Below are 24,020 nucleotides of genomic sequence, written 5' to 3'. Positions count from 1 at the left end.
AAGTAAAATCACTACACTCAATTATAGCATCTTTATAGCATTTCTTGCAACGGGTGAATAAAAGAATTTGAAAGGAGATTGTATACATGAATACAAGACCAGAATTTCACGGGAGCGACCTGGAAAAAATCGCAGAGCACTACGGGATTCCGAAAGATTCCATTATTAATTTCGGCGCAAATGTAAATCCCCTCGGGCTCTCTGAAAACGTAAAAGCAGAGGTGGCCCGTCGTCTTGACATTATCTCCTCCTATCCGGACAGAGAATATACCTCTCTGCGCCATGTTATCGGAAATTACTGTCAGGTTTCGCCCTCCCATGTACTGGTAGGAAATGGATCCACTGAACTCATCTCTCTGCTTATAGAACAGATGCATCCGAAAAAGACCTTGATTTTAGGTCCCACCTATTCTGAGTATGCCAGGGAACTTTCCTTGGGCGGTAATACTCAGGAGTACTATCATCTGGACGCCGGTACCACTTTCCGTCTGGATATCCCGGATTTTCTAAAAAGACTGCAGGCCCGTTATGACCTGCTCATCATATGTAACCCTAATAATCCCACCTCCTCTGTTATTTCAACAGAAGAGATGAGGCAGATTCTTGATGTGTGTAAAGAAACCGGAACCTTTGTTATGATTGATGAAACCTATGTAGAATTTGCCCCGGTTCTTTCCCAGGCTACCGCCATGCCGCTGGTAAAAGTTTTTGATAATTTCATCATCCTGCGCGGAGTCTCCAAGTTCTTTGCTGCTCCCGGCCTGCGCCTTGGCTACGGAGTAACCAGCAGCCACCCTCTCCTTGAAGGAATCAAGGAACACCAGATTCCCTGGTCTCTGAACAGTATCGGAGCTTTTGCAGGTGAGCTTATGCTTCAGGACACTAGATACATTCAAAAAACCAGAGAGCTTATTCTCTCTGAGAGAACCCGGATGCTGGAAGAACTGCGCCGCCTTCCTCATATCACCGTCTACGATGCAGCAGCCAATTTTATCCTGATTCAAATACACAAAGACAATACCACAGCCTTTGACATCTTTGAATCCTGCATAAAAAAAGGACTCATGATACGCGACTGTTCTTCCTTCCAATGCCTGGAAGGTGAATACGTACGCTTTTGTATCATGAATCCTGATGATAATACACATCTCTTAAATATTTTGCGGGAAGCTCTCGCTTAAAAGAAGATTGGGGGTTATTGATTATTTATGCCCCCCCTATCCATTCGAGGCTTTAAGGTTGAAACCTCACATTATTTTAATATCAGAGCCACAAACACCAAATCTTCATCCCCTGTATTTTTAACTCCATGCCCTTTTCCATCTTCGCAAAATGTAACATCTCCTGCCTCTACCGGAACTGCATTGCCGTTATCATCATACATCCCTTTGCCGGACAGGATATAATATGCTTCCGTCTCTCCATGATGCTCGTGATGCCCCAGTTCACAGTTAGGTTTGAGAGTTACTTTGGAAAACATTTTACAATGGCTTCCCAGCTGCTCGGGAGTAAGCAGCGCCTCCTTCATGAGAAATCCTGCTCCTCCATTCGCCCGTTCTATTGTCTCTACTTTTCTTTCTCCTGCTTTTGTCATACTAATATTCCTCCTTTAGCGTATTGTGTTACAGCTCGGCCATAAGCTGGATTCCATTCTGAACTGTAATTAAAATTCTTTTACCATCTGATGATATGCCATGCTTTTATATCCCAGTCTTTCATAAAGTGCCTTTGCCCTTGTGTTGTCTTCCTCTACTTCCAGACGGAATCTTTTTACATCCTCTTCCCTGTTCTGCTCCAGGTAGGCAAAAAATTCACTGCCCAGCCCTTTGCCGCGGTATTGTTCCATAATATAAAGCTCCTCCAGCCAGCAGACACAGCCGCCGGCTTCCTGGGAAAATGTTTTAGAAACCAATCCGTAGCCTGCCGGCTCACCCTCGCATTCCAGGATATAAAGCTTTGCATAAATTCCACCCTTCATGCATTCTTCAAAAGTCCGCTCCATATAGGAGTCGGGTATTGGATGCAGCACTGCCGGTGAATGATAAAAATCATGTGCCATCTTCAAATATAAATCCCTGTCTTTTAATTCTAATTCCCGTATCATAACTCCTCCTATTACCATTCTTCTCCTTTCCATCATAAAGGGTCATGGACATTTAAGCAAGAGGAGATTTCAATATGGAATGCCATCAAAAACAATATCTCATACTTACTTCTTTTAGATGCGTGACATATCCTGCAAGATTATAAAATTTTAAGAAGTCATCCGTCCGTTTTGTGGTATAATAAGTATAATATTCTTAAATATTAACAGTTTAAGAAGTACGCATGAATGATTTGCTGCGCAGTAGAAAGGATGGTAGGATTATGGAATTTAATGAAGGTTTGAAAAAAATATTTCTCGCTGGTGTAGGCGCTGTTGCCACAACAGCCGAGACAGCAAAAGATGTAGTGGATAATTTGGTTAAAAAAGGAGAGATTACAGTCGAGCAGGGAAAGGTTCTTAACGAAGAACTCAAGCAGAATGTAAGAGAAAAAGTAAAAGAGCATGTATCCGTTACTGTGGTAAGGGAATATAAGGATGCCCTGGCTGCAGTGGATCATATGCAGCCTGAAGAACTGGAAGCCCTGAAAGAAAAAATTGCCCAGGTAGAAAAGGCTGCTGCCAAAGAGCCTGAAGAGGAAGTTTCTGTTCCCGGCTCCACCGATACCCCGGCCGAAAATCCGGAAGGCATCTCTGACTCAGAAGAACATTAACTACAGGATTATTTATGAATGAAGCAAACCTAACCCAGGCACCAAATGATACCAAATCCCCAGCTTCCCGAAAGAGGTTGCAGGAGATTCTTGGGGTTCTGAGAAGGCACCGGCTTACACGTGGTATAACCCCTGCCAAACTCCGGGAAATACTGGAGGACTTAGGCCCTACTTATGTAAAGCTTGGACAGATTATGTCTATGCGCTCCGATATGCTCCCGGAAGTTTACTGCCGGGAGCTTACAAAACTGCGCACTGAAGTAAAGCCTCTCCCCTATTCTGTCGTATCCTCGCTTATTGAGGAGGAGCTAAAAGATACTGCTGAAAATATCTTTTCATGGATTGATGAGACTCCTCTTGGATCGGCATCCATTGCACAGGTTCATCCTGCCATTCTCAGGGATGGCACAAAAGTTGTGATTAAAATCCAGCGTCCCTCCATCAAGAAAATAATGCAGAATGATATTGTTCTCCTGAAAAGAGCTGTGGGTATATTAAAGCTGGCAATGGGCACGGAGGATTTAATCGATTTCAGAACCATTCTGGATGAACTTTGGAAAACAACACAGGAAGAGGTGGATTTCATTCAGGAAGCCGCAAACCTGGATTTATTTTATACAAATCAGAAAGATATTACCTATGTAACCTGTCCAAAGGTATTTCATAACCTGACCACCCCAAGGCTTCTCGTAATGGATTATGTGGATGGAATCCAGATTGATGAGGTAAAACGCCTGGAAGAACTGGGATATGATATGACTGAAATCGGTCAAAAAGCGGCCGAAAACTACTGTAAACAAATACTGGAAGATGGATTTTTCCATGCGGACCCCCATCCTGGTAATCTTTGGATTGCAGGAGGACAGATTGCATGGCTGGACCTTGGCATGACAGGGCGGCTGACGGAACACAGTAAAAGGCTGTTAAAAAATGCCATTACAGCTATATTGGAGCATGATATCTATTCTCTAAAGAATGTACTGCTGGCATTTGGGGAGCCTCAGGACAGAATAAACCACGCACGGCTGTATACTGATATAGATGATATTTTAGGCAGGTACATGTCCGTAGATTTCGGCACTATGAGGCTGGGGGATTTACTGGAAAGAATGCTCTCCCTTGTAAAAGAACACAGGCTCGCTATCACCCCGGATATCACTTTGCTCAGCCGCAGTATGATTACTATGGAAGGGACACTGGCCATCTGTTCTCCTGAGGTAAACATCCTGGAAATACTTTCTGTTCATATGTCTTCCCTTCTGTTAAAAGACTTGGATGCAAAGAAGCTGCTGACCCGTAAAGGACGGCAACTATATGCTTCTCTGGACAAGTCCCTGGATATTCCTGTCCAGCTTTCAGACCTGCTTAACATCACAAAAAACGGGCAGGCGCAGCTCAACCTGCAGGTGTCTGATTCTGAGGAAATCCGCTTGGGTATCACAAAAATAGCCAACCGGTTTATTCTGAGTCTCCTCTCTGGTGCAATGTTTATCGGTTCCGGCCTTATTGCAGATATCCCAACGATTCCTCTTTGGTTCGGCATACCCTGGATAAGCTTTCTCGGATATTCCATATCAGGTGTATTGATGATTATCTTGATTCTCCGTATTCTATTTACCCCTAAAAAATGAGGCATACCCAGAGTATTCTCTGGGATAAAGATGTTACCCCGCCTTTAGTTATATATTCGGTGATTAAACATCACCGAATATATAACTGCCTCCGGCGGATGCACACTCGCACGAAGTGGTATTTTGCCGCAAAGCGACCGTGCTCGGTGCAGACGGCGATTTAATCGCCGTCTATATAGAAGCGGAGCCATCTTTTATAATGTTATAATATTCTCTGGAGGTTACTAAGAATATCACTACATAGAATATGGCAAATATGCCTACTGTTCCAATGGTACATATCAAAAACAAATGTACATTTACCAAATTTAATACTGCCAAAAGTTTTGTCACAACTTTGAATGCCACAGCCACATGAATAACTGCCGCCGCCAGCGGAAGGAAAAAGACGGTAAGCACCTGACTCCTGATGGAGCTCTTTACCTCCTTGAGGTTCATCCCAACTTTCTGCATAATCTGATACCGGCCCCGGTCATCATACCCTTCAGATATCTGTTTATAATAAATAATCAGAACCGTTGCCATTAAAAAGAGGGCGCCGACAAAAATTCCAAGAAACAAAAAGCCTCCGTACAAGGCATAAAATTCCTGGCTATAAGCCGCCCTGTACTCTACTGTATATTCCTGCATTTCTCCTGCCAAACGTTCCTTCATATGCTGCATGGCTGACTCAACCGCTTTTTCATCCCCTTTTAGGTTAAACATATCCGAATATGTGATACTGTCACCCTTGAATCCATATTGACCGAGCATCTGTGTGATTTGTTCCGTATCATCTACAATCAGGTAAACTGTCTTTAACACATAGGACATATTGTTTCTCTCTATTTTCATCTCTTCCAGTACCTGCTTAACCTGGTATTCTTTATCCTGGAGCATTATTTTATCAGAGTCAAATTTCTCCCCCGGCATATAGACCAAAAGCTGATCTTCCTCCAGTGTGATATTTTCGTCTTCCATTTTATTGAAATCAGAGAGAGGAATCATCATTACAGAACGGAAATCTTCTGTTACATAAGATACATCCGTATTACTTTGATCCAGTAACAGTCTCTCCTCTTGTTTATCCCAGACAGCGGCAAGCCTGCCTGACCTGTATGAAATCCTGTCAGTGGATTCTATCCCGGCTTTTTGCATTTCTTCTTCTATAATCCATTCCACCTTTGATAGGTTTTCTTCCTCCGTATTATAAATATCTGCCCTGAAATCAGTGGGAAAACGGGTATCCATAATATCTTCCATCCCTGCATAAAGGGATACGGAAACTGAGATAAGTACCAGTACAATCGTACTCATAATACAGATATTTGCAAGCCCCACCGCATTCTGTTTCATCCGGTAAATCATGCCCGACACGGAAGTAAAATGTTTGGTCTGATAGTAAAACTTTTTGTTCTTTTTCAAATTTTTTAAAAATGCAATGCTTCCTGCCATAAATAAAGCGTAGGTACCGATAATGACCAAAATCACAGCAATAAAAAATTTAGTAAGTGCTGTCAGAGGAGCATCTGTTGTCTGGGCAATATAATATCCAATTCCCAGAGTAACCACCCCTATCAGGGTCAGCAGCCATTTGGTTTTGGGTTCTTTCTCTCCCTGATTCCCTCCATGAAGCAGCTCTATGGGATTTGCCGTCTGTACCTGCAGTAAATTAAAAAGCAGTGTTACAAAAAAGATTGCCAAAAATAAAATCACTGTATGAATCAGGGCCTGTGATTCCACTGCAAATTTCAGAGAGACTGGAAAATGTATTATTTTCAGCAGAATCAAAAACATAAGCCTGCCAAGCAGTACTCCTCCCAGCAATCCGGCTGTTAGACTAAAAATAACAGTCAGGATTGTCTCCCACTTCATCATTTTTGCCAGGTTCCTTTTGTCCATACCAAGGACCTGGTATAAGCCAAACTCCTTTTTCCTCTGTTTTACCAAAAAGCTGTTTGTGTAAAAAAGAAAAACCGCAGAAAAGATTCCAGTAATTATTGCTGCCCATGCGAGAATTGTTTTCATAGAGCCTGCCCCTGGCATCTGATCCAGACCTTCATTTCTTGAAATCGCACTCATGACATAAAACATCATAACTGTCAGTACACAGGTCAGTAAATAGGGAACATAGGTCTTCCCGTTCTTTTTGAGGTTTGTAAGTGCAAGTTTTAAATAAAACATCTTATTTCTCACCTCCTGTTGTCAGGACAGTCAGTGCTGAGGAAATTTTCTGATACATTTCTTCATTTGATAAATTCCCCCGGTATATCTGGTGGAAAACCTGACCATCTTTGATAAACAGGACTCGATTGGCACTGCTGGCAGCTTTGACGCTGTGGGTAACCATAAGAATCGTCTGCCCGTCCTGATTCATTTTCGTAAATAGATTCATTAACTCCTCCGATGCTCTGGAATCAAGAGCCCCCGTAGGTTCATCTGCAAGAATCAACTGGGGCCTGGTAATCAGTGCACGTGCAACTGCGGCCCTTTGTTTTTGCCCGCCGGACACTTCATATGGGAATTTCTTAAGCAATTCGGTGATTTCAAGCTGTTTAGCAATGGGCTGCAGCCTCTGATTCATTTCTTCATATTTTTTCCCTGCAAGGACAAGAGGCAGATAGATATTATCCTCCAAGGAAAAGGTATCCAGAAGATTGAAATCCTGAAATACAAATCCCAGATTCTGCCTCCGAAAAGCTGCCATTTCCCTATCCTTTATCGTACTTAAATCTCTTCCTTTCAGAAGAACCTTCCCTCCGGTAGGTTTATCCAGTGACGCGAGTATATTCAATAAGGTGGTTTTTCCTGACCCGGATTCCCCCATGATTGCCACATATTCCTGTGGTTCCACAGAAAAGGTCACATCTGCAAGAGCCTGTACCTGATTTGCGCCAAACCTGGTGGTATAAATTTTTTTTACATTTTTAACATCTAATAACGACATCCGTTTTTCCGCCTTTCATCTTTACCTATTTTCTGTCTGCACACTTATTATAATGCATTCATGCCGGGTCAATCCATAACCTTAGCTTTCAAAATCAGGAAAAATCCTTACAATTTTGTAAGAAAGAATCTCGCTTGCGAGATTCTCCGCCTAGGGCGAGTTGCGATAGCAACATCTTCCTTGACGCCGCAGTGCGATCCCCCGGAGGGTTTTTATATAATAGGAAACGCGCAGTTTCCTATTATATAAGAAAGAATCTCGCTTGCGAGATTCTCCGCCTGGGGCGAGTTGCGATAGCAACATCTTCCTTGACGCCGCAGTGCGATCCCCGGAGGGTTTTTATGTAATAGGAAAAGCACTTCCCTATTACATAAAAAAAGAACGGACCCTGCTTTGCAAAGTCCGTTCTTTAAATCTCTCTATGCGAAGAATAATTTTATGTCATCTTCTACTGTTGTAATACCTGCGATTCCAAAGGTATCTACCAGTACATTTGCTACATTCGGTGATAAGAATGCCGGCAATGTTGGTCCTAAATGGATGTTCTTTACGCCAAGATACAGAAGGGCTAACAGAACGATAACTGCTTTTTGCTCATACCATGCAATATTGTAAATAATTGGCAGGTCATTGATATCGTCTAATCCGAATACTTCTTTTAATTTCAGCGCGATTACTGCCAATGAGTAGGAGTCATTACACTGTCCTGCATCCAGTACTCGCGGAATTCCACCTATATCCCCAAGGTTCAGCTTGTTGTATCTGTATTTTGCACATCCTGCTGTAAGAATTACTGCATCCTGTGGCAATGCTTTTGCAAAATCAGCATAGTAGTCACGTGATTTTGCTCTTCCGTCACATCCTGCCATAACAACGAACTTTTTGATAGCTCCTGCTTTTACAGCATCTACAACTTTATCTGCCAGTGCGATTACCTGATTGTGTGCAAATCCACCAACGATTTCTCCGCTCTCAATTTCTACCGGCGGCTGACATTTCTTTGCGTGCTCAATGATTGCGCTAAAATCTTTGTGTCCGTTTTCATCTGCTACAATATGTGTACATCCAGCAAATCCTGACGCACCTGTTGTGTAAATTCTGTCTTTGTAGCTGTCTTTCGGTGGTACGATACAATTGGTTGTAAACAGAACCGGCCCGTTGAAAGTTTCAAACTCTTCTTTTTGCTTCCACCATGCATTTCCATAGTTTCCTGCGAAATTAGAATATTTCTTAAATGCTGGATAGTAATGTGCCGGAAGCATTTCTGAATGTGTATATACATCTACGCCTGTTCCTTCTGTCTGATCCAGAAGCATCTCCAGGTCACGAAGGTCATGCCCAGAAATCAAAATACCAGGATTGTTACGAACACCGATAGGTACTGATGTAATCTCAGGATTTCCATAAGCACTTGTGTTAGTGCTGTCCAGAGCAGCCATAGCGTCTACACCGAATTTTCCTGTTTCCAGAGTCAAAGCAATCAGTTCATCTACGCTCAGACTGTCGTCTCTTGTTTTTGCCAGGGCTTCCTGTAAAAATGCTTCAATCTCAGGGAATACCTGACCCTGATCTTCTGCATGATACAAATAAGCTGCCATGCCTTTCAATCCGTATGTAACCAACTCTCTCAAACTGCGGATATCTTCATTCTCAGTAACCATAACACCTACCTGAGATGCTTTCTCTTCCCAGTCGCCGCTTCCGTCCCACAATGCAGAATCTGTAAGGACAGACTGATCTTTCACTTCACCTCTCAGGCTCTTGATAACATCAACAGTTTTCTCAATTCTTTTGAGAATTGCTTCATCATCAAAGTTTGCATTGGTGATTGTAGTAAATAAGTTCTCTGTCACAAGTGTATTTACATCTTTTGCAACATCAGCTCCTTCTTTTCTAAGCTGTGTAGTAATCTCGCTTAATCCACGTGATACATACACCAATAAATCCTGCAGATTTGCAGTCTTTGATGTCTTTCCACAGACTCCGACTTTCGTACATCCTGTACATCCAACGGTTTCCTGACATTGAAAACAAAACATTTTATTCTCCATGTTCAATAACTCCTTTCATTTCTACAATTATTTTCTTTTGCATAAACAGAGTCTACGTGATTTGGAGCCTTTTTTATGTTGTTAAAACAACATAATTAAAAGTTTTTGTTACTATTCTATTCTCAATGGTTTCCGGTGTAAATCTAAACTTACTTTTGTTCCTTTTCCTACCTCTGACTTTAAACTGATACTATGGTTTAGTTTTGCACATACAGATTTGCACAGGTAAAGTCCGATTCCCGTAGATTTTTTATCTCTTCTGCCATTGTAGCCTGTAAATCCCTTTTCAAATATCCTCGGTAGGTCTTCATTTTGAATTCCTATCCCGGTATCTTCTATCACGAGCAAACATTCCCTGCCTGGTTCCATGTAAATAGAAATTGTGCCTTTTTGAGTATATTTTAAGGCATTTGACAAAAGCTGCTCTATAACAAGCAGAAGCCATTTTTCATCAGTAAGAACCATTCCCTCACATTTTTTATAATTAAGATGGATTTTCTTTAATATAAATAGTTGAGAGTATTTGCGTACAGCCTGGCGCACAATATCGTCAATTTCATACCACTGCAGTGTCAGATCAGAGGACATATCCTCCATTCTCAGGTAGGAAAGCACCATTTCCACATATTGCTCTGTCTTGAACAGTTCCATTTTCATCGGACGGATAAATCCAGCACCCTCCTCTTCTATCCCGCCCTCATCAAATGACTGAAGCAAAAGCTGCATAGCTGCAATGGGAGTCTTAATCTGATGCGCCCACAAACTATAGTAATCCAGCATTTCCTGCCTGCTGATTCTAGTATCTGTTTCCAATTCTTCTTTGTAATGAAACAACTGCCGCAGCTTCTCCTGATAAAACAGCTCTGCCAGTTCGCCTGAAGGAGGCATCACTCTAAGTTCATAGGGGCAGGCTTTAAGGGCTTCCTCTACCCGTTCAAGATGACGGCAGTAAATAATAAAATCTATCCCTCCTGCTCCCACTAACAGAGCTGCCGTCAAAAGGACAGCATAATCCAGTGCATCCTGTCTGACATCATACAAATACAGAACACACCGGAAAACTCCTATAAAAAGAAAATACAAAATCAAGTATCCGCCTCTCGATTTTAAATAAGAGCCTAATTTTCTCTTCATTCCACCAGATATCCAATTCCTTTCTTTGTTGTAATAAAACCGTCAATCCCAATTCTCTCCAGCTTTCTGCGAAGCCTGGTGATATTAACAGTCAAAGTATTGTCATCTATAAATTCATCGCTCTCCCACAGATGCTCCATAATCCTCTCACGTTTGACAATTTTTCCTGCATTTTCCATGAGAAGCTGAAGAATTTTAAAGTCATTCTTCGTTAATTCCAATTTCTTATCCTGGAAGATAAGTGACGCGTCATTCCTATTCAGGATAACCCCTTTATACTCCAGTACATGAAGCTGACCCTGGAATGAATAGGTTCTTCGCAGCAATGCCTGAATCTTCGCAGTCAGTACATTCAAATCAAAGGGCTTCTCAATAAAATCATCTCCGCCCATATTCATGGCCATTACGATGTTCATATTATCGCTGGCAGAGGAAAGAAATATAATTGGTACTTTTGATACGGACCGGATCTGGGTGCACCAATAAAAACCGTTATAAAAAGGAAGCAGAATATCCAGAAGTACAAGCTGGGGCTCAAATGAGATAAACGTTTCCTGGACATTCTTAAAATCCTCAATACAACGTGCTTCTATGTCCCACTTTCTCAAGTGGGACTCTATCGTTTTTGCAATCGTCTGATCATCTTCAATGATTAAAATTTTATACATAAGGCACCACTATTTATAAATACCATAGGTTCTATTTGCATTCTGGACATAAATAATACCATTACCTGGTTCATCTATTTTCAAATTCTTTCCTACCAAAGAGACAATTTCATTTGTTTTATCTGCCTCTGACAGAATAATAACAATTTCTTTCTCCGGCTCAATATCCATAGAAAACAATTTGCTTGTTTCATGAACCCCCGACCCACGGGCATTAATAATAGTGCCTCCTTTGGACCCTGCTTCTGTAGCTGCAGTAATAACGTCTTCAGCTTTTCCTTTATCTACAATCACTGTAATAATATGATACATAATATTGTCTGCACCTCTTTCATCCTTTTTATGCTTACACATAATACGCTTTGTTCCCAAAACACCGCAAATAGATGTTGTAAAAGCAATTCCGTGATTTGGTTTGTTAAATTGATACTCTTTATTAAGCTCTTCCAAAGCCTCATAAGCAGTTTCCTTCTCAGCAGCCATATAGACAATCTCTTTTCTTATATCAGAAAGTCCGATAAAATCCAAAATGCGGCTGTGCACAGATCCTATTCCCAATGTGATTGTCCCTCCGGAAACCCCATGATGTTTGGCTGATTTTATTACCTTACTGCCCAAACCAAAATTTACAATCACACATATTAACTCAATGTCAAATGCTCCGGATCTATCATCCATTATAATCCATTCCTCCCTTTTTAGACTTTATTTTAAAGATAAAACCTAAGATTTGCAATGCAATTAACGGAGTCATTGCAACCATTGCAATAATTCCAAATCCATCTACTAAAACGTTTGCACCTTCTATGGATTCAGCCACACCTTGTGCAAATGCCAAAATAAATGTAGCAGTCATTGGTCCTGATGCAACTCCGCCCGAATCGAATGCAATACCTACAAACAACTCAGGAACAAAATATGACATTGCTACTGAAATGATATACCCCGGCAATAGATAATGCCACAATTGTATTTCTGGAATCAAGATTCTTATGATAGATAATGCAACCGCCAAAGCCACTCCCAGGGCCAGCGAAACCATAACTACCTTTCTTCTCACATATCCGCTTGTAACATCCTCTATCTGGTGAGTTAATACGTAAACGGCAGGCTCGGCAAGGATGGTAACCATACCTAATATGAATCCTACTAAAATAACATATGCATGATTATCCATAGATGCCAGTTGATACCCTACAATACTCCCAACTTCCATAAAACCTGCATTTACACCTACCAGGAAGAAAATCAGGCCAATGAAAGTAAACAACATTCCAAATAACATCTTTCTCACTGCCGCCTTTGATAATTTAAAGGAGATCTTTTGAAATACAAGAAAAAGTATTAGTATAGGAGCCAGCGCAATTGCTATTTCTCCTGCTATAGCAGGAAATTTATGAATAAATGGTGAGATGACTGATGATGATACTGTCCCGGCATTTTCAAGACTGCCGGTAATTTTATCTGTTTTAGATAGGATACTCATAATCATAACACCCAGAATTGCGCCTGTAGAAGATATTGCAACAAGACCAAAGCTGTCTTCCTCAGAAGCTTTGCTATCCTTTTTCAGCTTTGAGACACCTGTTGCAAGAGCCAGAATAAATGGAACCGTCAATGCTCCGGTTGTCGCCCCGGAAGCATCAAAGGATATTGCCATAAATTCCGGAGAAGTAAATATAGCAAAGATAAAAATAATGCCATATAAAATAGTCAGTAACTTGTGAAGCCGGAAATTATAAACGATTCTGCTCAGACCTACAGATAACATAATCGCAATACCTAAGGATACCACGACAAGAATCGTCGTTTTTGAAATCACTCCTGACGTAACCGCGTCTACTTGTCCTGCCAGTATATGGAGATCCGGCTCAGCAATCGAAATAAAGAAACCAAGCAGTAACCCCGCAATTGCCACTATTAAAACCTTGTTTGGCTTTACCATTGCGCTTCCCATTGTATTCCCAATGGGAGTAATACCTATATCAACCCCAAACAAAAATATAGTCAATCCAATAATAATCAGGACTGCACCGATCAGGAATCTCATCAGGACCAGATTATCAATAGGTGTCAGCGTAAAATTTAGTATGATTACAATAGCCGTAATCGGTAAAACAGAATACAAAACCTCTCTCAATTTAGATATAATTACACTCAAATGGGCATCTTCCTTTCTTATGTGTTTTCAAATATACTTATTACTACAGGTATTTGTCAGTTTTTAACGGCAATTCTATTCCAAATATAATCTTTGAATAAATCTTTCACAAGAAATATTTCTCAATCATTAAAAACCACCCCCTCCTTGTCCCTCACGTTCAACCATGTTGTTATAAATATTTTACACAAACTGCTTAAAACAGTCAACGCACAGCTACTTTTCATCTAGTGTTTTAACAGCCGGTACAAGCGGGCAGGCTATGCCAATACCAATAATTAAAATCCCGGAAATTAAAAACCAGTTATTTACGCCTATCTTATCAGCAAACAAGCCCGACAAAATCAAACCTACAGGCATAGCCAGAGATATAATGCTTCCCGTTAGGGAAAATACACGCCCTAAAAATTCAGGTTTAATTTTTTCCTGAAAAAGAGATGTCTGTACTCCTGCATAAAAAGGAACGGATAGTCCCATAACCAGACAGCATACCGTAAATAAAACAAAACCATTCCGGGGAAGCAATCCTGAGACGGCTAAACTAATACCCATCATAAAAATAGAGACCGTTATTAGTATCACCCGTTTTTTATATCCACCCAACAAACCTAGCAGCACTCCCCCCACCAACATGCCTGATGCATAAGCAACTTCTGTAATTGATACATAGATAGGTGTTCCCCTGAAATATTCCATAGTAATAAGCGGATAAAGTGCATTAATCGGCATATAAACAAACATATACAAAGTGCCTATCAGCAGCAGGGTAAATAATCCTTTGTCTGCTTTTAAAATAAAAAAGCCGTCTTTCATCTCTTTTATAAAATTATGCCCCAAATCTTTTGGTTCTATATTAAGCTCAGGAATCTTGATGAATATTAAAGTAATGCAGGCAACCACGGCACCAGCCACGTCTAACGCTATAATTGCGTTTAATTCCCAGGCAGAATATAAAAGTGCAGCTGCCATCGGGCTTAAAATGAAACTGATAGATTGCAATGCCTGACTGTAACCGGCACATTTGGTTAACTTCTCTTCCGGCACTAAAAGTGGAGTAATGGCACTCAATGCGGGGGAATGAAATGCAGAACTAATACTTCGAATAAAAAGTACTACCATAATCATCCAGACCGGCAGCTCCATATAGGATGCAACAACTGCTAATATTGCACCGGCTGCTGCAATGATTAAATCAGCACTAATCATAATCAGCTTCCTGTTATAACGGTCAACAAGTACCCCTATGAACGGCCCGAAAAGAGCATAGGGTAGAAATCCAACTAAGGAAGCTATGGATAGAACCATAGCTGAGCCTGTCCTTTCTGTAATATAAAGAATAATTGCCATTTGTAAGACAGCACTGGTAATTAAAGATACCGCCTGCCCTGTCCATATTGTAAAGAATTTACGTTTCCAATGATATTTTTCCATTTTTCTATCTCCTGCTTTCTATTTTCTCTCTAACCTTCCGTTTAACCAAAACATTTTCATACAGACAGAAAACACAGTTTCCTGCTATATAAAAAATACAGACCAAATCCACAATGTGACTTTGGTCTGCATACAATACGAGAACTCTAAGAAAGATATAGCCCGGGAGGCTACGTCTTATCACAGGGATTGCTCAATACTGTAAAAATAAGCACAACAAAAAAGTCTACCACCGTAGATTCATTCTGTCTTTTTATTACCAGCTTATCTTAAACGCATTGAAGCAGTCATAATTTTACTTCCCCCAAATTTCTTAAATTATAATGAAATAATATCATAAAAAATTAATTTTGTCTTCTACAATTTTTCTTCCCACTCTTGTTCCTTAAATCCGGTAAGTATAGCTTCGTCCGTTATTACCAGTGGCCGCTTTACCAACATTCCGTCTGTAGAAAGCAGTTCAAGCTGCTCTTCCTCACTCATTTCGGAAAGCCTGTCTTTTAGTTTAAGCTCTTTATACAGCATTCCACTGGTGTTGAAGAAACGCTTCAGCGGCAGCCCGCTTTTCTGATACCACTCCTTTAATTCCTCTTTATTCGGATTTTGTGTCTTAATATCTCTCTCCTCATAAGGAATCCCCTTTGCATTCAACCATTTCCTGGCCTTCTGACAGGTAGTACATTTTGGATAGCATATAAATAACATCACTTTTCCTCTCTTTCTTATATGTTGATTTCCAGTCGGACGAGGGCACCCTTTGTCCTTGGGGAATTCCCCAATATCATGTCCCCGCCCTGCTGCTTTATAAACGAAGATACCATAAACAGTCCCATACCGTAATGGCTCCGGGAATTCCTGCTTTTATCTCCCTGATAGAACTGCTCCGTTCCTCTGCACATATCTTCCTCTGTAAATCCAGGTCCACTGTCTTCTATCATAAACACAAGCTTCTTGCCTTGCATTTTTATGGAAATTAAAATATCGCCTCCTGCCGGCGTATATTCCAGTGCATTGGAAAGCAGGTTCTCCCAGGCTCTCAGGAGAAGCTGCCTGTCACTATTAATATAAGCTGTAGTGGAAAAAATTACAACATCCAGATTCTGCTGATTCCCTGCTGCCAGCATTTTTGCCCGGACAGCAAAGGCTTCTGCCGTCTGTCTCACATCCACTTTTTCCCTCTGAAACTGCACAGTCTCTTCTGACTGTAACATCTTTTGAAGCGTATTGATATATTCTTCTATCCTGTCAGTTTCCTGCAAAATATAATCTTCATATTCCCGGCTTTCCTCTGCCGATTCAGACTCCTGCATAAGCTGTGCATTTCCCCGTATGACAGTCAGCGGGGTCTTGATATCATGTACCAGTGCCCTTATTTGCTGTTTACGTATCTCTTCCATCTTCCACTGGCTCTTTAAAGAAGATTCCAATGCCTCTCTCATCCCGGCCAAAGACTCCATAACCTCATCAACTTCCCTGATTCTCGTGTCCGGCCTCTCAAAATCCAAATCCTGAAGCCTTACTTTTTCAGTCACCAGTTTCACCGTCTCCAACTCTTTTCCAATGATACGGCCAAACCTCCGGATCAGTAAAACCACCTCTATCAAAAACATTACCAAAAGCAGAATCAAAAAAGTCTCAGGGGCCCCCGGCAGCCACTTCTTAAGCACCGGGTTTGTAAACTCTGCCTTTAAACGGTATGCCGCAATACAAACTTCACCTTCCCGCCGGAAATATTTCAAATACCCTATACGACTGTTTCCCCTGCCATCCTGTTCATACTCTTCCCAAACCTCTTTTTGCATTTTCAATCCTATGTTTCCATAAAGGAACCCCCCATCTGTGCTGAAAACTCCATAACGGCATCCCTCCGGTATCAGTTCTTCACTCACAATACGGACATTTTCAATCTTATCCCTGTTCTCCTCCAGCATATTTTCTCCGTAATTTGCCGGTAATACCATCCCCATTGAAGAAAGAAGCAAAAATACCACCAGACAGATAAAAATATTCCCTCCGGCAATAGCACAAAACCAGAAAAGAAAACGCCAAAAAACAGATTGTAATGTTATTTTTTGTTTTACTTCCACTTATATCCTATCCCCCACACTGTTTCTATTGGATTCAGTCCACATCCTGCAAACTTTGCACGTATATTTTTCACGTGTTCCGTAATTGCCGATACATCACCTTCCCTGTCATATCCAAATATTTTCTCATAAAGCTGCTCCTTAGAAAATACCTGTCCGCGGTTGACAGCAAGATACTCGCTGATTTCATACTCACTTTTTGTCAATGATATCAAAGAGCCTTCCACTTCGGCCTGTTTTCCCGCTAAATCAAACCTAACCCCGGATACCTGCACCGCGTGGGTTTTCTCCCGTTTTTCCCGGCGCAGATGAGCCTGCACTCTCGCCCTCAGTTCCCCGATTCCAAAAGGCTTGGTGATATAATCATCGGCACCGGAACCAAGACCATACATAATACTGCTCTCCTCTGTTTTGGCTGTCAGAAATAAAATCGGACAATCCACCTGGCTGCGGATATTACGGCAAAATTCAATCCCATCTGTTCCCGGCATCATAATATCCAGCAAAATCAAATCATAGTAGCTTAAATATGACTTTTTCACTTCATCAGCACTTTGGCAGGGCGTTACTATATGCCCGTCCTTTTCCAGTGTACGGCAAATTAATGTTAAAATTGCATTATCATCATCTACTGCCAGAATTTTCGCCATGATTCTTTCCCCTCAATCCTCCGCCTGGCTGCCTTCATAAACGCGCACCCAGGAAAATATCAGCAGTATTCCTGCCAGAGTGAACACTCCCATAAGTATTATTCCCATTTTTACCGGTTCCGTCAAGAGAAAACCATTTATATTTTGATTGATATACAACACATAGTACCTGGTAAAACGCCCTGCCCAGGCACAGGGAAAATACTGCCAGATGCCTTCCCCAAGACCTGTCATTAAAAGTGACGCCAAAAGACTTTCTACAATTCCCACACCAATTGTAACCCCTTTTGAAAACCGCAGTCCCAGAAAAAAATGAAAACAGTAAGAAAGAATCTGAGGCAGCCACAAAAACGCCGTTAAAACAAAGTAAAAGCTTCCCGGCAGGCTTAATCCGGAAACCCAGAGCCAAAAGCCCGCCCCAAATCCTGCCACAGCCAGGAGCATAGCAGCCAGATTCCACAGCAGCAACATTCCCAGCTTTGTCCCCACATTAAGGATTCTGCTTTCTGTCCCCCCAAGAAGATTCTGCAAATGTCCCGCCTGCTTTTCCTGGTCTGCCGCCAGGGCACAGATGATTCCTGCAAGTGTGGGAGAGACGGCGGATAAAACTTCCATATAGCCTGAGATTTTTCCCCAGTCACTCCAGGCAGAAATGCGGTAATAAAGAAGAAACACAACAATTCCTGTCAAAGGCATTACAAAGTGAATCCACAGGAGCCAGGTTCTGCGCATTTTCAGAAATTCGGCTGTCAGGCACCTACCTAATTTTCCCATCCTGCATCCCCCTTTCTCTGATACCACCCGGCAGTCAGCGCATAAGAAATGAGAAACAACAGCAGGGACATTCCAACCCCCGCCGGTATCACAGAGCGGTCCAGGACACCTTCAAAGAAGGTCTGGCTCCCCGGTACTGCCGGGAGCCCGTTTGGCAATACCCCAACAACCGGGCACATCACCCGGCTGATGTAGGAAAAGGGGTTCAGCAGCCACCAGTCATATAAGGCCCCTATAACTCCCAGACCGATATTACACGCCAGTCCCAAAATAATCCCCACCGCAAATCCAAAAATTTGATTGATGAACAGCCAAAGTGGTATCTGCCACAGACTTAGAATCACCCATAGCAGGGCAGCCTCAAAACCGGCTTCGCTGGAAATTCCCCGGGCACCGCCTGATGCAAATAGCCTGCTGAATATTTCCCAGGCACAATAAACGATAGCCGATGCTATCAGCAGCACCTTCACAATATATGCAACTTTCGCCGCCCATAGTTTCTTTAAGTCCACCGGCAAGGCGCTTAGCACCCGGTTCTTCATCCGACCTTCTCTTTGAACCGTAAAAGCTGTATTCAAAAGAAGCAGCATGGGATAAAATAAAACGTACCACCAATTGTACTGGTTCATCTGATAATATCTGGAATCCCATCCTGAAAACAAAACAGCCACTGCAATACTGACCAGAGGCACCAGCCAGAACAACTTTGCTGAAACTGTATGTGCATTTTTTAAAACCTCTGATTTTATATATGCTTTTAACATGCCTCATTCCTCCTGTTCCTCTTCACTACCTCCGTAAAAAGTTCTTCCAAAGCTTTGCCCTGCTTCATTCCACCCTGATATCCAAGTACCCCTTCCGAAATAATGCCAATATAATCTGCTATTTGCTCCACCTCACTTAAAATATGACTGGAAACAATCACCGTTATTCCCTCTTCAGCAAATCCCCGGATTAGCTCTCTAAGCTCCTGGATTCCAAAGGGATCCAGACCATTTGTAGGCTCATCCAAAATCAAAAGCTGGGGGTGATTTAAAAGCGCCGCTGCAATCCCCAGTCTTTGTTTCATCCCCATAGAAAATTGTCCTGCACGTTTCTTTCCGGTATTCTTTAAATCTACAATCTCCAATACTTCATCAATGCGTTTGGGCGGAATCCCTAAAAGCAGCCTTCTTACTTCAAGGTTCTCCCTTGCTGTCAGGTTTTCATACAAAGGGGGCTGCTCAATCAACACCCCTGTTTCCTCCAGGTTCTGTCTTGACCATTTCTCCCCCTGGAAAAAAATCTCTCCCTCATCCGGCCGGAGCATACCCGAAAACATCTTCATCAAAGTAGATTTTCCCGCTCCATTAGGACCTAACAGACCGTAAACACAGCCTCTGGGAACCATTAGAGAAATATGGTTCAGCACTGTCTGCCCGTGAAAAGATTTACATAGCCCTCTTGTTTCTAATATCAAATCCTGCATACCTCATCCTCCTGCTTACATACTTTTATTTACTTTTTTATGATAGGAAGTAATTCTAAGGAATTTATAAGGAAGGAAAAAAATGTGGAGAAAATAGATACTTTACTTGCGTATTTTCCCTTTTATGATAAAATATTCACGACAGGAAGATGTAAGCGGATATCCATACTCTGCTATTCTGTGCTCACATTTCACAACTTTACAGACATATATAAATAACAACAAGGAGGACGCACATATGTATTGTTTTAGAAAAATAACAGATGACTTGTATTGGGTTGGAGGAAACGACCGCCGCCTGGAACGGTTCGAGAATATCTTCCCAATCCCAAACGGGGTCACTTATAACTCCTATTTACTGCTGGATGAAAAAACTGTACTTTTTGATACAGTAGACACTGCTATCGGGAGACAATTCCTGGAAAATATAGAGACTGTACTGGATGGAAGACCTCTAAACTATCTGGTGATTAACCATATGGAGCCTGACCACTGCTCCCTCATCGAAGATCTGCTGCTCCGGCATCCGGACATGCAGATTATCGGAAATGCAAAAACATTCCCTATGATTGACCAATTTTATGGGATGGATCTAGAAGGGAAAAAAATAATCGTAAAAGAGGGAGAGACTTTCTCCTGCGGAAAGCATACGCTTCACTTTATCATGGCTTCCATGGTACACTGGCCGGAGGTTATGATGACTTACGATGATACAGATAAGGTGCTTTTCTCTGCTGACGCATTTGGGACCTTCGGCTCCCTTGGAGGAACTATTTTCAATGATGAAGTAGATTTTGACAGAGACTGGCTGGATGAGATGCGCCGGTACTATACTAATATTGTAGGAAAATACGGTGCACAAGTGCAAAATGTACTAAAAAAGGTATCACCACTGGATATAAAATATATCTGTGCCCTGCACGGACCAATCTGGCGAAGTAACCTGGAATATATTCTGGAAAAACATGATATTTGGAGTAAATATGAGCCGGAGGTTCAGGGTGTCATGATTGCTTATGCTTCCATGTACGGCAATACGGAGAATGCCGTTGATGTCCTCGCAGTCAAACTGGCTGATGCAGGTGTAAAAAACATTGTGATGCATGATATTTCAGGAACCCATGTATCCCACTTGATAGCTGACACCTTCAAATACAGCCATCTGGTGCTTGCTTCCCCGACCTATAATGCAGGAATCTATCCTGTTATGGCAAATTACCTGGAGGATATGAAGGCGCTGAATATACAGAACCGCACGGTAGCCGTACTTGGAAACGGAAGCTGGGCTCCCATGTCCGCGAAACTGATAGAAGCCAAAATCAGTGAGATGAAGAATATGACATTGCTGACAGAGAACTGTACAATAAAGTCCGCACTGAAAGCAGAACAACTGGACGTCTTGGACGAGCTGGCCGGAAAACTGGCTGAAGAGGTTCTTGGAAAGTCAGAATAAACTTTTATAATGAATTCACCTTCCCAAAAATCCGGGGTTTTGTATAAAGCCCTGGATTTTTGTTGCCTTCTCGACAACGTCTTCTCTTTTTGTTATACTATCAGCAGTAGTTAAGAGAGGAGCATCTGCCATGGACTTACCCACCCCATTTCTCAGTGAAGCCACCTACCTGTGTCTTCTGCCAATCATCCTTTATTTCATTCACCTGATTTATATGCAAATATACAAGAAAGTTCCAAAGGATACAAAAGCGGCAGCACTACACGGAGATGCTTTCCTAACCCGTAAATGGAAAATCGCAGCACTTTTGCTTTCCGCATTATATATCATAATGAGTTCAGCTACAGAAGTTCTGAAAGGATATGGTTTTGAATCTCTGTATCACACTACTGCCGGCTATTTGTTGAAATTACTCCTGCTCGCTGCAGGCTTTCTTTCCTGTTACTTTTTGATTTGCAGACTTTTAAAAGGTTTTTCCTTTCAGCCTGTCTCTCAATTCAAAAAAATCGGCAGTACTCCTATCTATCTTGTAATGGTTCCCATAATCCTACTGTCTTTTTTCTGCATCGCAGGCTGCTACCCAGGGATTGTGTCCAGTGACTCAGCCAATTCCTGGTCAGGCGTAATGGGTGGTTATTACGACGACTGGCATCCAATTACTTACCTGTATATCCTAAAGGTGATACAGAAGCTTTTCGGCATACCATACCCTATCATTCTCTTTCAGGCAGTCTTGTGGATTGTCATCAATCAGTATGCCCTTTCACTGCTGGAAAAACATGCACCTTACCGCCACATAGATACCAGTTACCTGATAATAAATCTGATGATGATATGCAGCTACCGCGCCCTGGGCAACCTGGAAAAAGATACACTCTGGAATCTGTCTGTTTTCCTGTTCTGCCTCTGTATATTTGACTTCATAAAAAGGGAAAAGACCTTTCCCTGGTATAAGTCCGGTCTCCTGCTGCTTTCTGCCTGGATGACCGCCACCATACGGCACGCCGGAGATGCAATTGTATTGATTACACTATTTGCTCTTTTCTTATACACCAGAAACCAAAAGAAACAAGATAAGAGCCAGATTTTTATTCTGGTTATTATGTTGTCCGTTCTTATTATGAAATTCCTGCTGGTAAACCTGCTGGGCTTTACAATATTAAAAGCTGAGCCCAACGAGCCTTATGTAAAATACAGCATTCCTATGTCTATGATTGGCGCAATTGCAGTAAATGAAAAGCCGGATAACAAAGAATTGGCAGTCATGGAAACTATCATGCCGTTGGAAAAATGGCAGGAATATTACGATAAATATTATGCAGATGGAATTTCAAGGAGTTACGGCGGAATTGGAGAGACTGTATATAAACTGAATGATCCTGATGTGGGAAAAGATATTTTAAAGCTGAATCTAAGATTTCTGCTTCAATACCCGAAAACTTATCTAACTGCTTTTTTTGATATGACCAGCATCGTCTGGGAAATGGGAACTCCGGCAGACGGTTACGAGTGGATGCCCATCAGTATCTATGCATCTACTTTGGAACTGCATCCGGAACTGTCTGACTTTTACATCCGGCGCAACATATCTACCACTTTTCAGGAAACAATTGTAGGTCTGTCAGATAAGATGCCTATTTGGAGTTCCATTTGCTGGAGAGGTGGGTTTGCATTATTTACTCTTCTTTTATCCACACTCCTGCTAATCCAGAAAAAACGGGGAGAAGAGGCATTGTCACTCCTCCCGGCATTTTTGCTGGCAGTTGTACTGTTTCTGGCAAACCCTTCCCAGGATCCCAGATATATCAATTCTTATCAGATGCTCGTGTGCTTCTTTTTGTTATATGCCGCCTATATACAAAGAGTACCGGCTGAATAGTTTCATATATGCTATGACTGCATAGACTGGCCTCCGTCTACATGAAGAACCTGACCGGTAACATAAGAGGAATCATCACTGGCAAGGTACACATAAGTCGGTGCAAGCTCAACAGGCTGGCCTGCTCTCTTCATAGGAGTATTTGAACCAAAGGTTTCAATGTATTCGGCCGGCCAGCTGGCAGGCTGAAGAGGGGTCCAAATGGGGCCGGGAGCAACGGCGTTAACCCGGATGCCTTCTGATACAAGTGAATGTGCCATAGAACGTGTAAAACTGACAATGGCACCCTTTGTACTGGAATAGTCAATGAGCTGTTCATTTCCATTATAAGCAGTAACGGAAGTGGTATTAATAATCGTACTGCCACATTTTAAATAAGGCCTGGCTATTTTGGTCATTAGAAAAATACCAAAAAAGTTAACTTGAAAAGTGATTTCCATCTCTTCCATGGAAATATCTTCAATATCCTTCTTGGGAAATTGTACACCTGCATTATTTACCAGAACATCAAGACTGCCCAAATCTGAAACACAGTCAGCCACTGCATTTCTGCAAAAAACTTCGTCCCGCACATCTCCTGCAAATAAAAGACATCTCCTCCCCTGTGCCTCTATACATGATTTGGTTATCTTTGCATCCTCATGCTCATTGTAATAAATGATGCATATGTCTGCCCCTTCTTTTGCAAATGCCAGAGAAACTGCTCTTCCTATGCCGCTGTCACCACCGGTCACCAAGGCTACTTTGTTTTTTAGTTTTCCTGTTCCAATATAATTTGGATTGTCAAAAACCGGTGGAGGATTCATAAGAGTTTCCAAGCCGGGCTGCACAGACTGGTGCTGGGAAGGAAATTGAATTGGAACCTGCTGACATTCTTCTTTATAGCCTAAATACTGGTAAAATGGATTCATTTTTAATCTCCGTTAATATTTTTATATTATTATACAAAG

22 protein-coding genes are annotated in these 24,020 nt (G+C 41.8%); 5 read left to right on the top strand and 17 right to left on the bottom strand.

Going from position 1 to position 24,020, the window contains the following annotated elements; translation table 11 throughout:
- Positions 1-86: 86 nt before the first annotated feature.
- Complete coding sequence (locus A8805_RS17220) at positions 87-1,181, top strand: pyridoxal phosphate-dependent aminotransferase (RefSeq protein ID WP_109713438.1); 1,095 nt, start codon at positions 87-89, stop codon at positions 1,179-1,181.
- A gap of 71 nt (positions 1,182-1,252) precedes the next feature.
- On the opposite strand, the gene A8805_RS17215 is transcribed toward A8805_RS17220, so the two are convergent.
- Together A8805_RS17215 and A8805_RS17210 are read right to left on the bottom strand one after the other, a co-directional pair.
- Positions 1,253-1,594 (bottom strand): cupin domain-containing protein, encoded by a 342-nt coding sequence (locus A8805_RS17215; RefSeq protein WP_109713436.1) that lies wholly within the window; start codon positions 1,592-1,594, stop codon positions 1,253-1,255.
- Positions 1,595-1,663: 69 nt separating this feature from the next.
- Complete coding sequence (locus A8805_RS17210; RefSeq protein ID WP_109713434.1) at positions 1,664-2,104, bottom strand: GNAT family N-acetyltransferase; 441 nt, start codon at positions 2,102-2,104, stop codon at positions 1,664-1,666.
- 263 nt (positions 2,105-2,367) lie between these two features.
- Between A8805_RS17210 and A8805_RS17205 the strand changes: the two genes are divergently transcribed.
- The gene (locus tag A8805_RS17205) at positions 2,368-2,757 is read left to right on the top strand and encodes a phasin family protein (protein ID WP_109713495.1); all 390 of its coding nucleotides are present in this window, start codon (positions 2,368-2,370) and stop codon (positions 2,755-2,757) included.
- Positions 2,758-2,771: 14 nt separating this feature from the next.
- Complete coding sequence (locus A8805_RS17200) at positions 2,772-4,388, top strand: ABC1 kinase family protein (RefSeq protein ID WP_109713432.1); 1,617 nt, start codon at positions 2,772-2,774, stop codon at positions 4,386-4,388.
- A gap of 171 nt (positions 4,389-4,559) precedes the next feature.
- On the opposite strand, the gene A8805_RS17195 is transcribed toward A8805_RS17200, so the two are convergent.
- From A8805_RS17195 to A8805_RS17130, 14 genes are all read right to left on the bottom strand, one after another.
- Positions 4,560-6,551, bottom strand: a complete 1,992-nt coding sequence (locus A8805_RS17195; RefSeq protein WP_181392890.1) for an FtsX-like permease family protein — start codon at positions 6,549-6,551, stop codon at positions 4,560-4,562.
- 1 nt (position 6,552) lies between these two features.
- Positions 6,553-7,314, bottom strand: a complete 762-nt coding sequence (locus tag A8805_RS17190) for an ABC transporter ATP-binding protein (RefSeq protein WP_109713428.1) — start codon at positions 7,312-7,314, stop codon at positions 6,553-6,555.
- A gap of 419 nt (positions 7,315-7,733) precedes the next feature.
- Positions 7,734-9,365 carry a hydroxylamine reductase gene (hcp, locus tag A8805_RS17185; RefSeq protein WP_109713426.1) on the bottom strand — a complete coding sequence of 544 codons (1,632 nt, stop codon included), beginning with the start codon at positions 9,363-9,365 and terminating at the stop codon, positions 7,734-7,736.
- 111 nt (positions 9,366-9,476) lie between these two features.
- A complete protein-coding gene (locus A8805_RS17180) occupies positions 9,477-10,499 on the bottom strand; it encodes a sensor histidine kinase (protein ID WP_109713424.1) in 1,023 nt (340 codons plus the stop codon).
- Positions 10,496-11,167, bottom strand: a complete 672-nt coding sequence (locus A8805_RS17175; protein WP_109713422.1) for a response regulator transcription factor — start codon at positions 11,165-11,167, stop codon at positions 10,496-10,498. Before A8805_RS17175 ends, A8805_RS17180 begins: the two co-directional genes overlap by 4 nt.
- A gap of 9 nt (positions 11,168-11,176) precedes the next feature.
- Positions 11,177-11,845: a P-II family nitrogen regulator gene (locus tag A8805_RS17170; protein ID WP_109713420.1), complete on the bottom strand. Its 669-nt coding sequence runs from the start codon at positions 11,843-11,845 to the stop codon at positions 11,177-11,179.
- A complete protein-coding gene (locus A8805_RS17165) occupies positions 11,838-13,328 on the bottom strand; it encodes a DUF1538 domain-containing protein (protein ID WP_109713418.1) in 1,491 nt (496 codons plus the stop codon). Before A8805_RS17165 ends, A8805_RS17170 begins: the two co-directional genes overlap by 8 nt.
- A gap of 216 nt (positions 13,329-13,544) precedes the next feature.
- Positions 13,545-14,759, bottom strand: coding sequence for a macrolide efflux MFS transporter Mef(A) (mef(A), locus tag A8805_RS17160; RefSeq protein WP_109713416.1), 1,215 nt, complete (start codon positions 14,757-14,759; stop codon positions 13,545-13,547).
- Positions 14,760-15,116: 357 nt separating this feature from the next.
- Positions 15,117-15,464 carry an arsenate reductase family protein gene (locus A8805_RS17155; protein WP_109713414.1) on the bottom strand — a complete coding sequence of 116 codons (348 nt, stop codon included), beginning with the start codon at positions 15,462-15,464 and terminating at the stop codon, positions 15,117-15,119.
- A gap of 17 nt (positions 15,465-15,481) precedes the next feature.
- Entirely contained in the window at positions 15,482-16,846 is a 1,365-nt protein-coding gene (locus A8805_RS17150) for a sensor histidine kinase (RefSeq protein ID WP_109713412.1), read from the bottom strand.
- Positions 16,837-17,496 (bottom strand): response regulator transcription factor, encoded by a 660-nt coding sequence (locus A8805_RS17145; RefSeq protein WP_109713411.1) that lies wholly within the window; start codon positions 17,494-17,496, stop codon positions 16,837-16,839. Before A8805_RS17145 ends, A8805_RS17150 begins: the two co-directional genes overlap by 10 nt.
- A gap of 12 nt (positions 17,497-17,508) precedes the next feature.
- On the bottom strand, positions 17,509-18,270 hold the full coding sequence (locus A8805_RS17140) for a lantibiotic immunity ABC transporter MutG family permease subunit (RefSeq protein WP_109713408.1): 762 nt from the start codon (positions 18,268-18,270) through the stop codon (positions 17,509-17,511).
- Positions 18,258-19,034, bottom strand: a complete 777-nt coding sequence (locus tag A8805_RS17135) for a lantibiotic immunity ABC transporter MutE/EpiE family permease subunit (RefSeq protein ID WP_109713407.1) — start codon at positions 19,032-19,034, stop codon at positions 18,258-18,260. Before A8805_RS17135 ends, A8805_RS17140 begins: the two co-directional genes overlap by 13 nt.
- Positions 19,028-19,738: a lantibiotic protection ABC transporter ATP-binding protein gene (locus A8805_RS17130; RefSeq protein ID WP_109713405.1), complete on the bottom strand. Its 711-nt coding sequence runs from the start codon at positions 19,736-19,738 to the stop codon at positions 19,028-19,030. The genes A8805_RS17135 and A8805_RS17130 overlap by 7 nt, the downstream gene beginning before the upstream one ends.
- Positions 19,739-19,976: 238 nt before the next feature.
- On the opposite strand from A8805_RS17130, the gene A8805_RS17125 reads away from it, so the two are divergent.
- Positions 19,977-21,191 carry an FprA family A-type flavoprotein gene (locus A8805_RS17125; RefSeq protein WP_109713403.1) on the top strand — a complete coding sequence of 405 codons (1,215 nt, stop codon included), beginning with the start codon at positions 19,977-19,979 and terminating at the stop codon, positions 21,189-21,191.
- A gap of 130 nt (positions 21,192-21,321) precedes the next feature.
- Positions 21,322-23,070, top strand: coding sequence for a DUF6020 family protein (locus A8805_RS17120; protein ID WP_109713401.1), 1,749 nt, complete (start codon positions 21,322-21,324; stop codon positions 23,068-23,070).
- 11 nt (positions 23,071-23,081) lie between these two features.
- Here the strand turns inward: A8805_RS17120 and A8805_RS17115 are convergent, their stop codons facing one another.
- Positions 23,082-23,981, bottom strand: coding sequence for an SDR family oxidoreductase (locus tag A8805_RS17115; protein ID WP_109713399.1), 900 nt, complete (start codon positions 23,979-23,981; stop codon positions 23,082-23,084).
- Positions 23,982-24,020 lie beyond the last annotated feature (39 nt).

Origin of the sequence: Faecalicatena contorta, from assembly GCF_003149105.1 — a bacterium.
Taxonomy (GTDB): Bacteria; Bacillota; Clostridia; order Lachnospirales; family Lachnospiraceae; genus Muricomes; species Muricomes contortus_C.
This window is presented reverse-complemented; position numbering and strand designations above follow the sequence as displayed.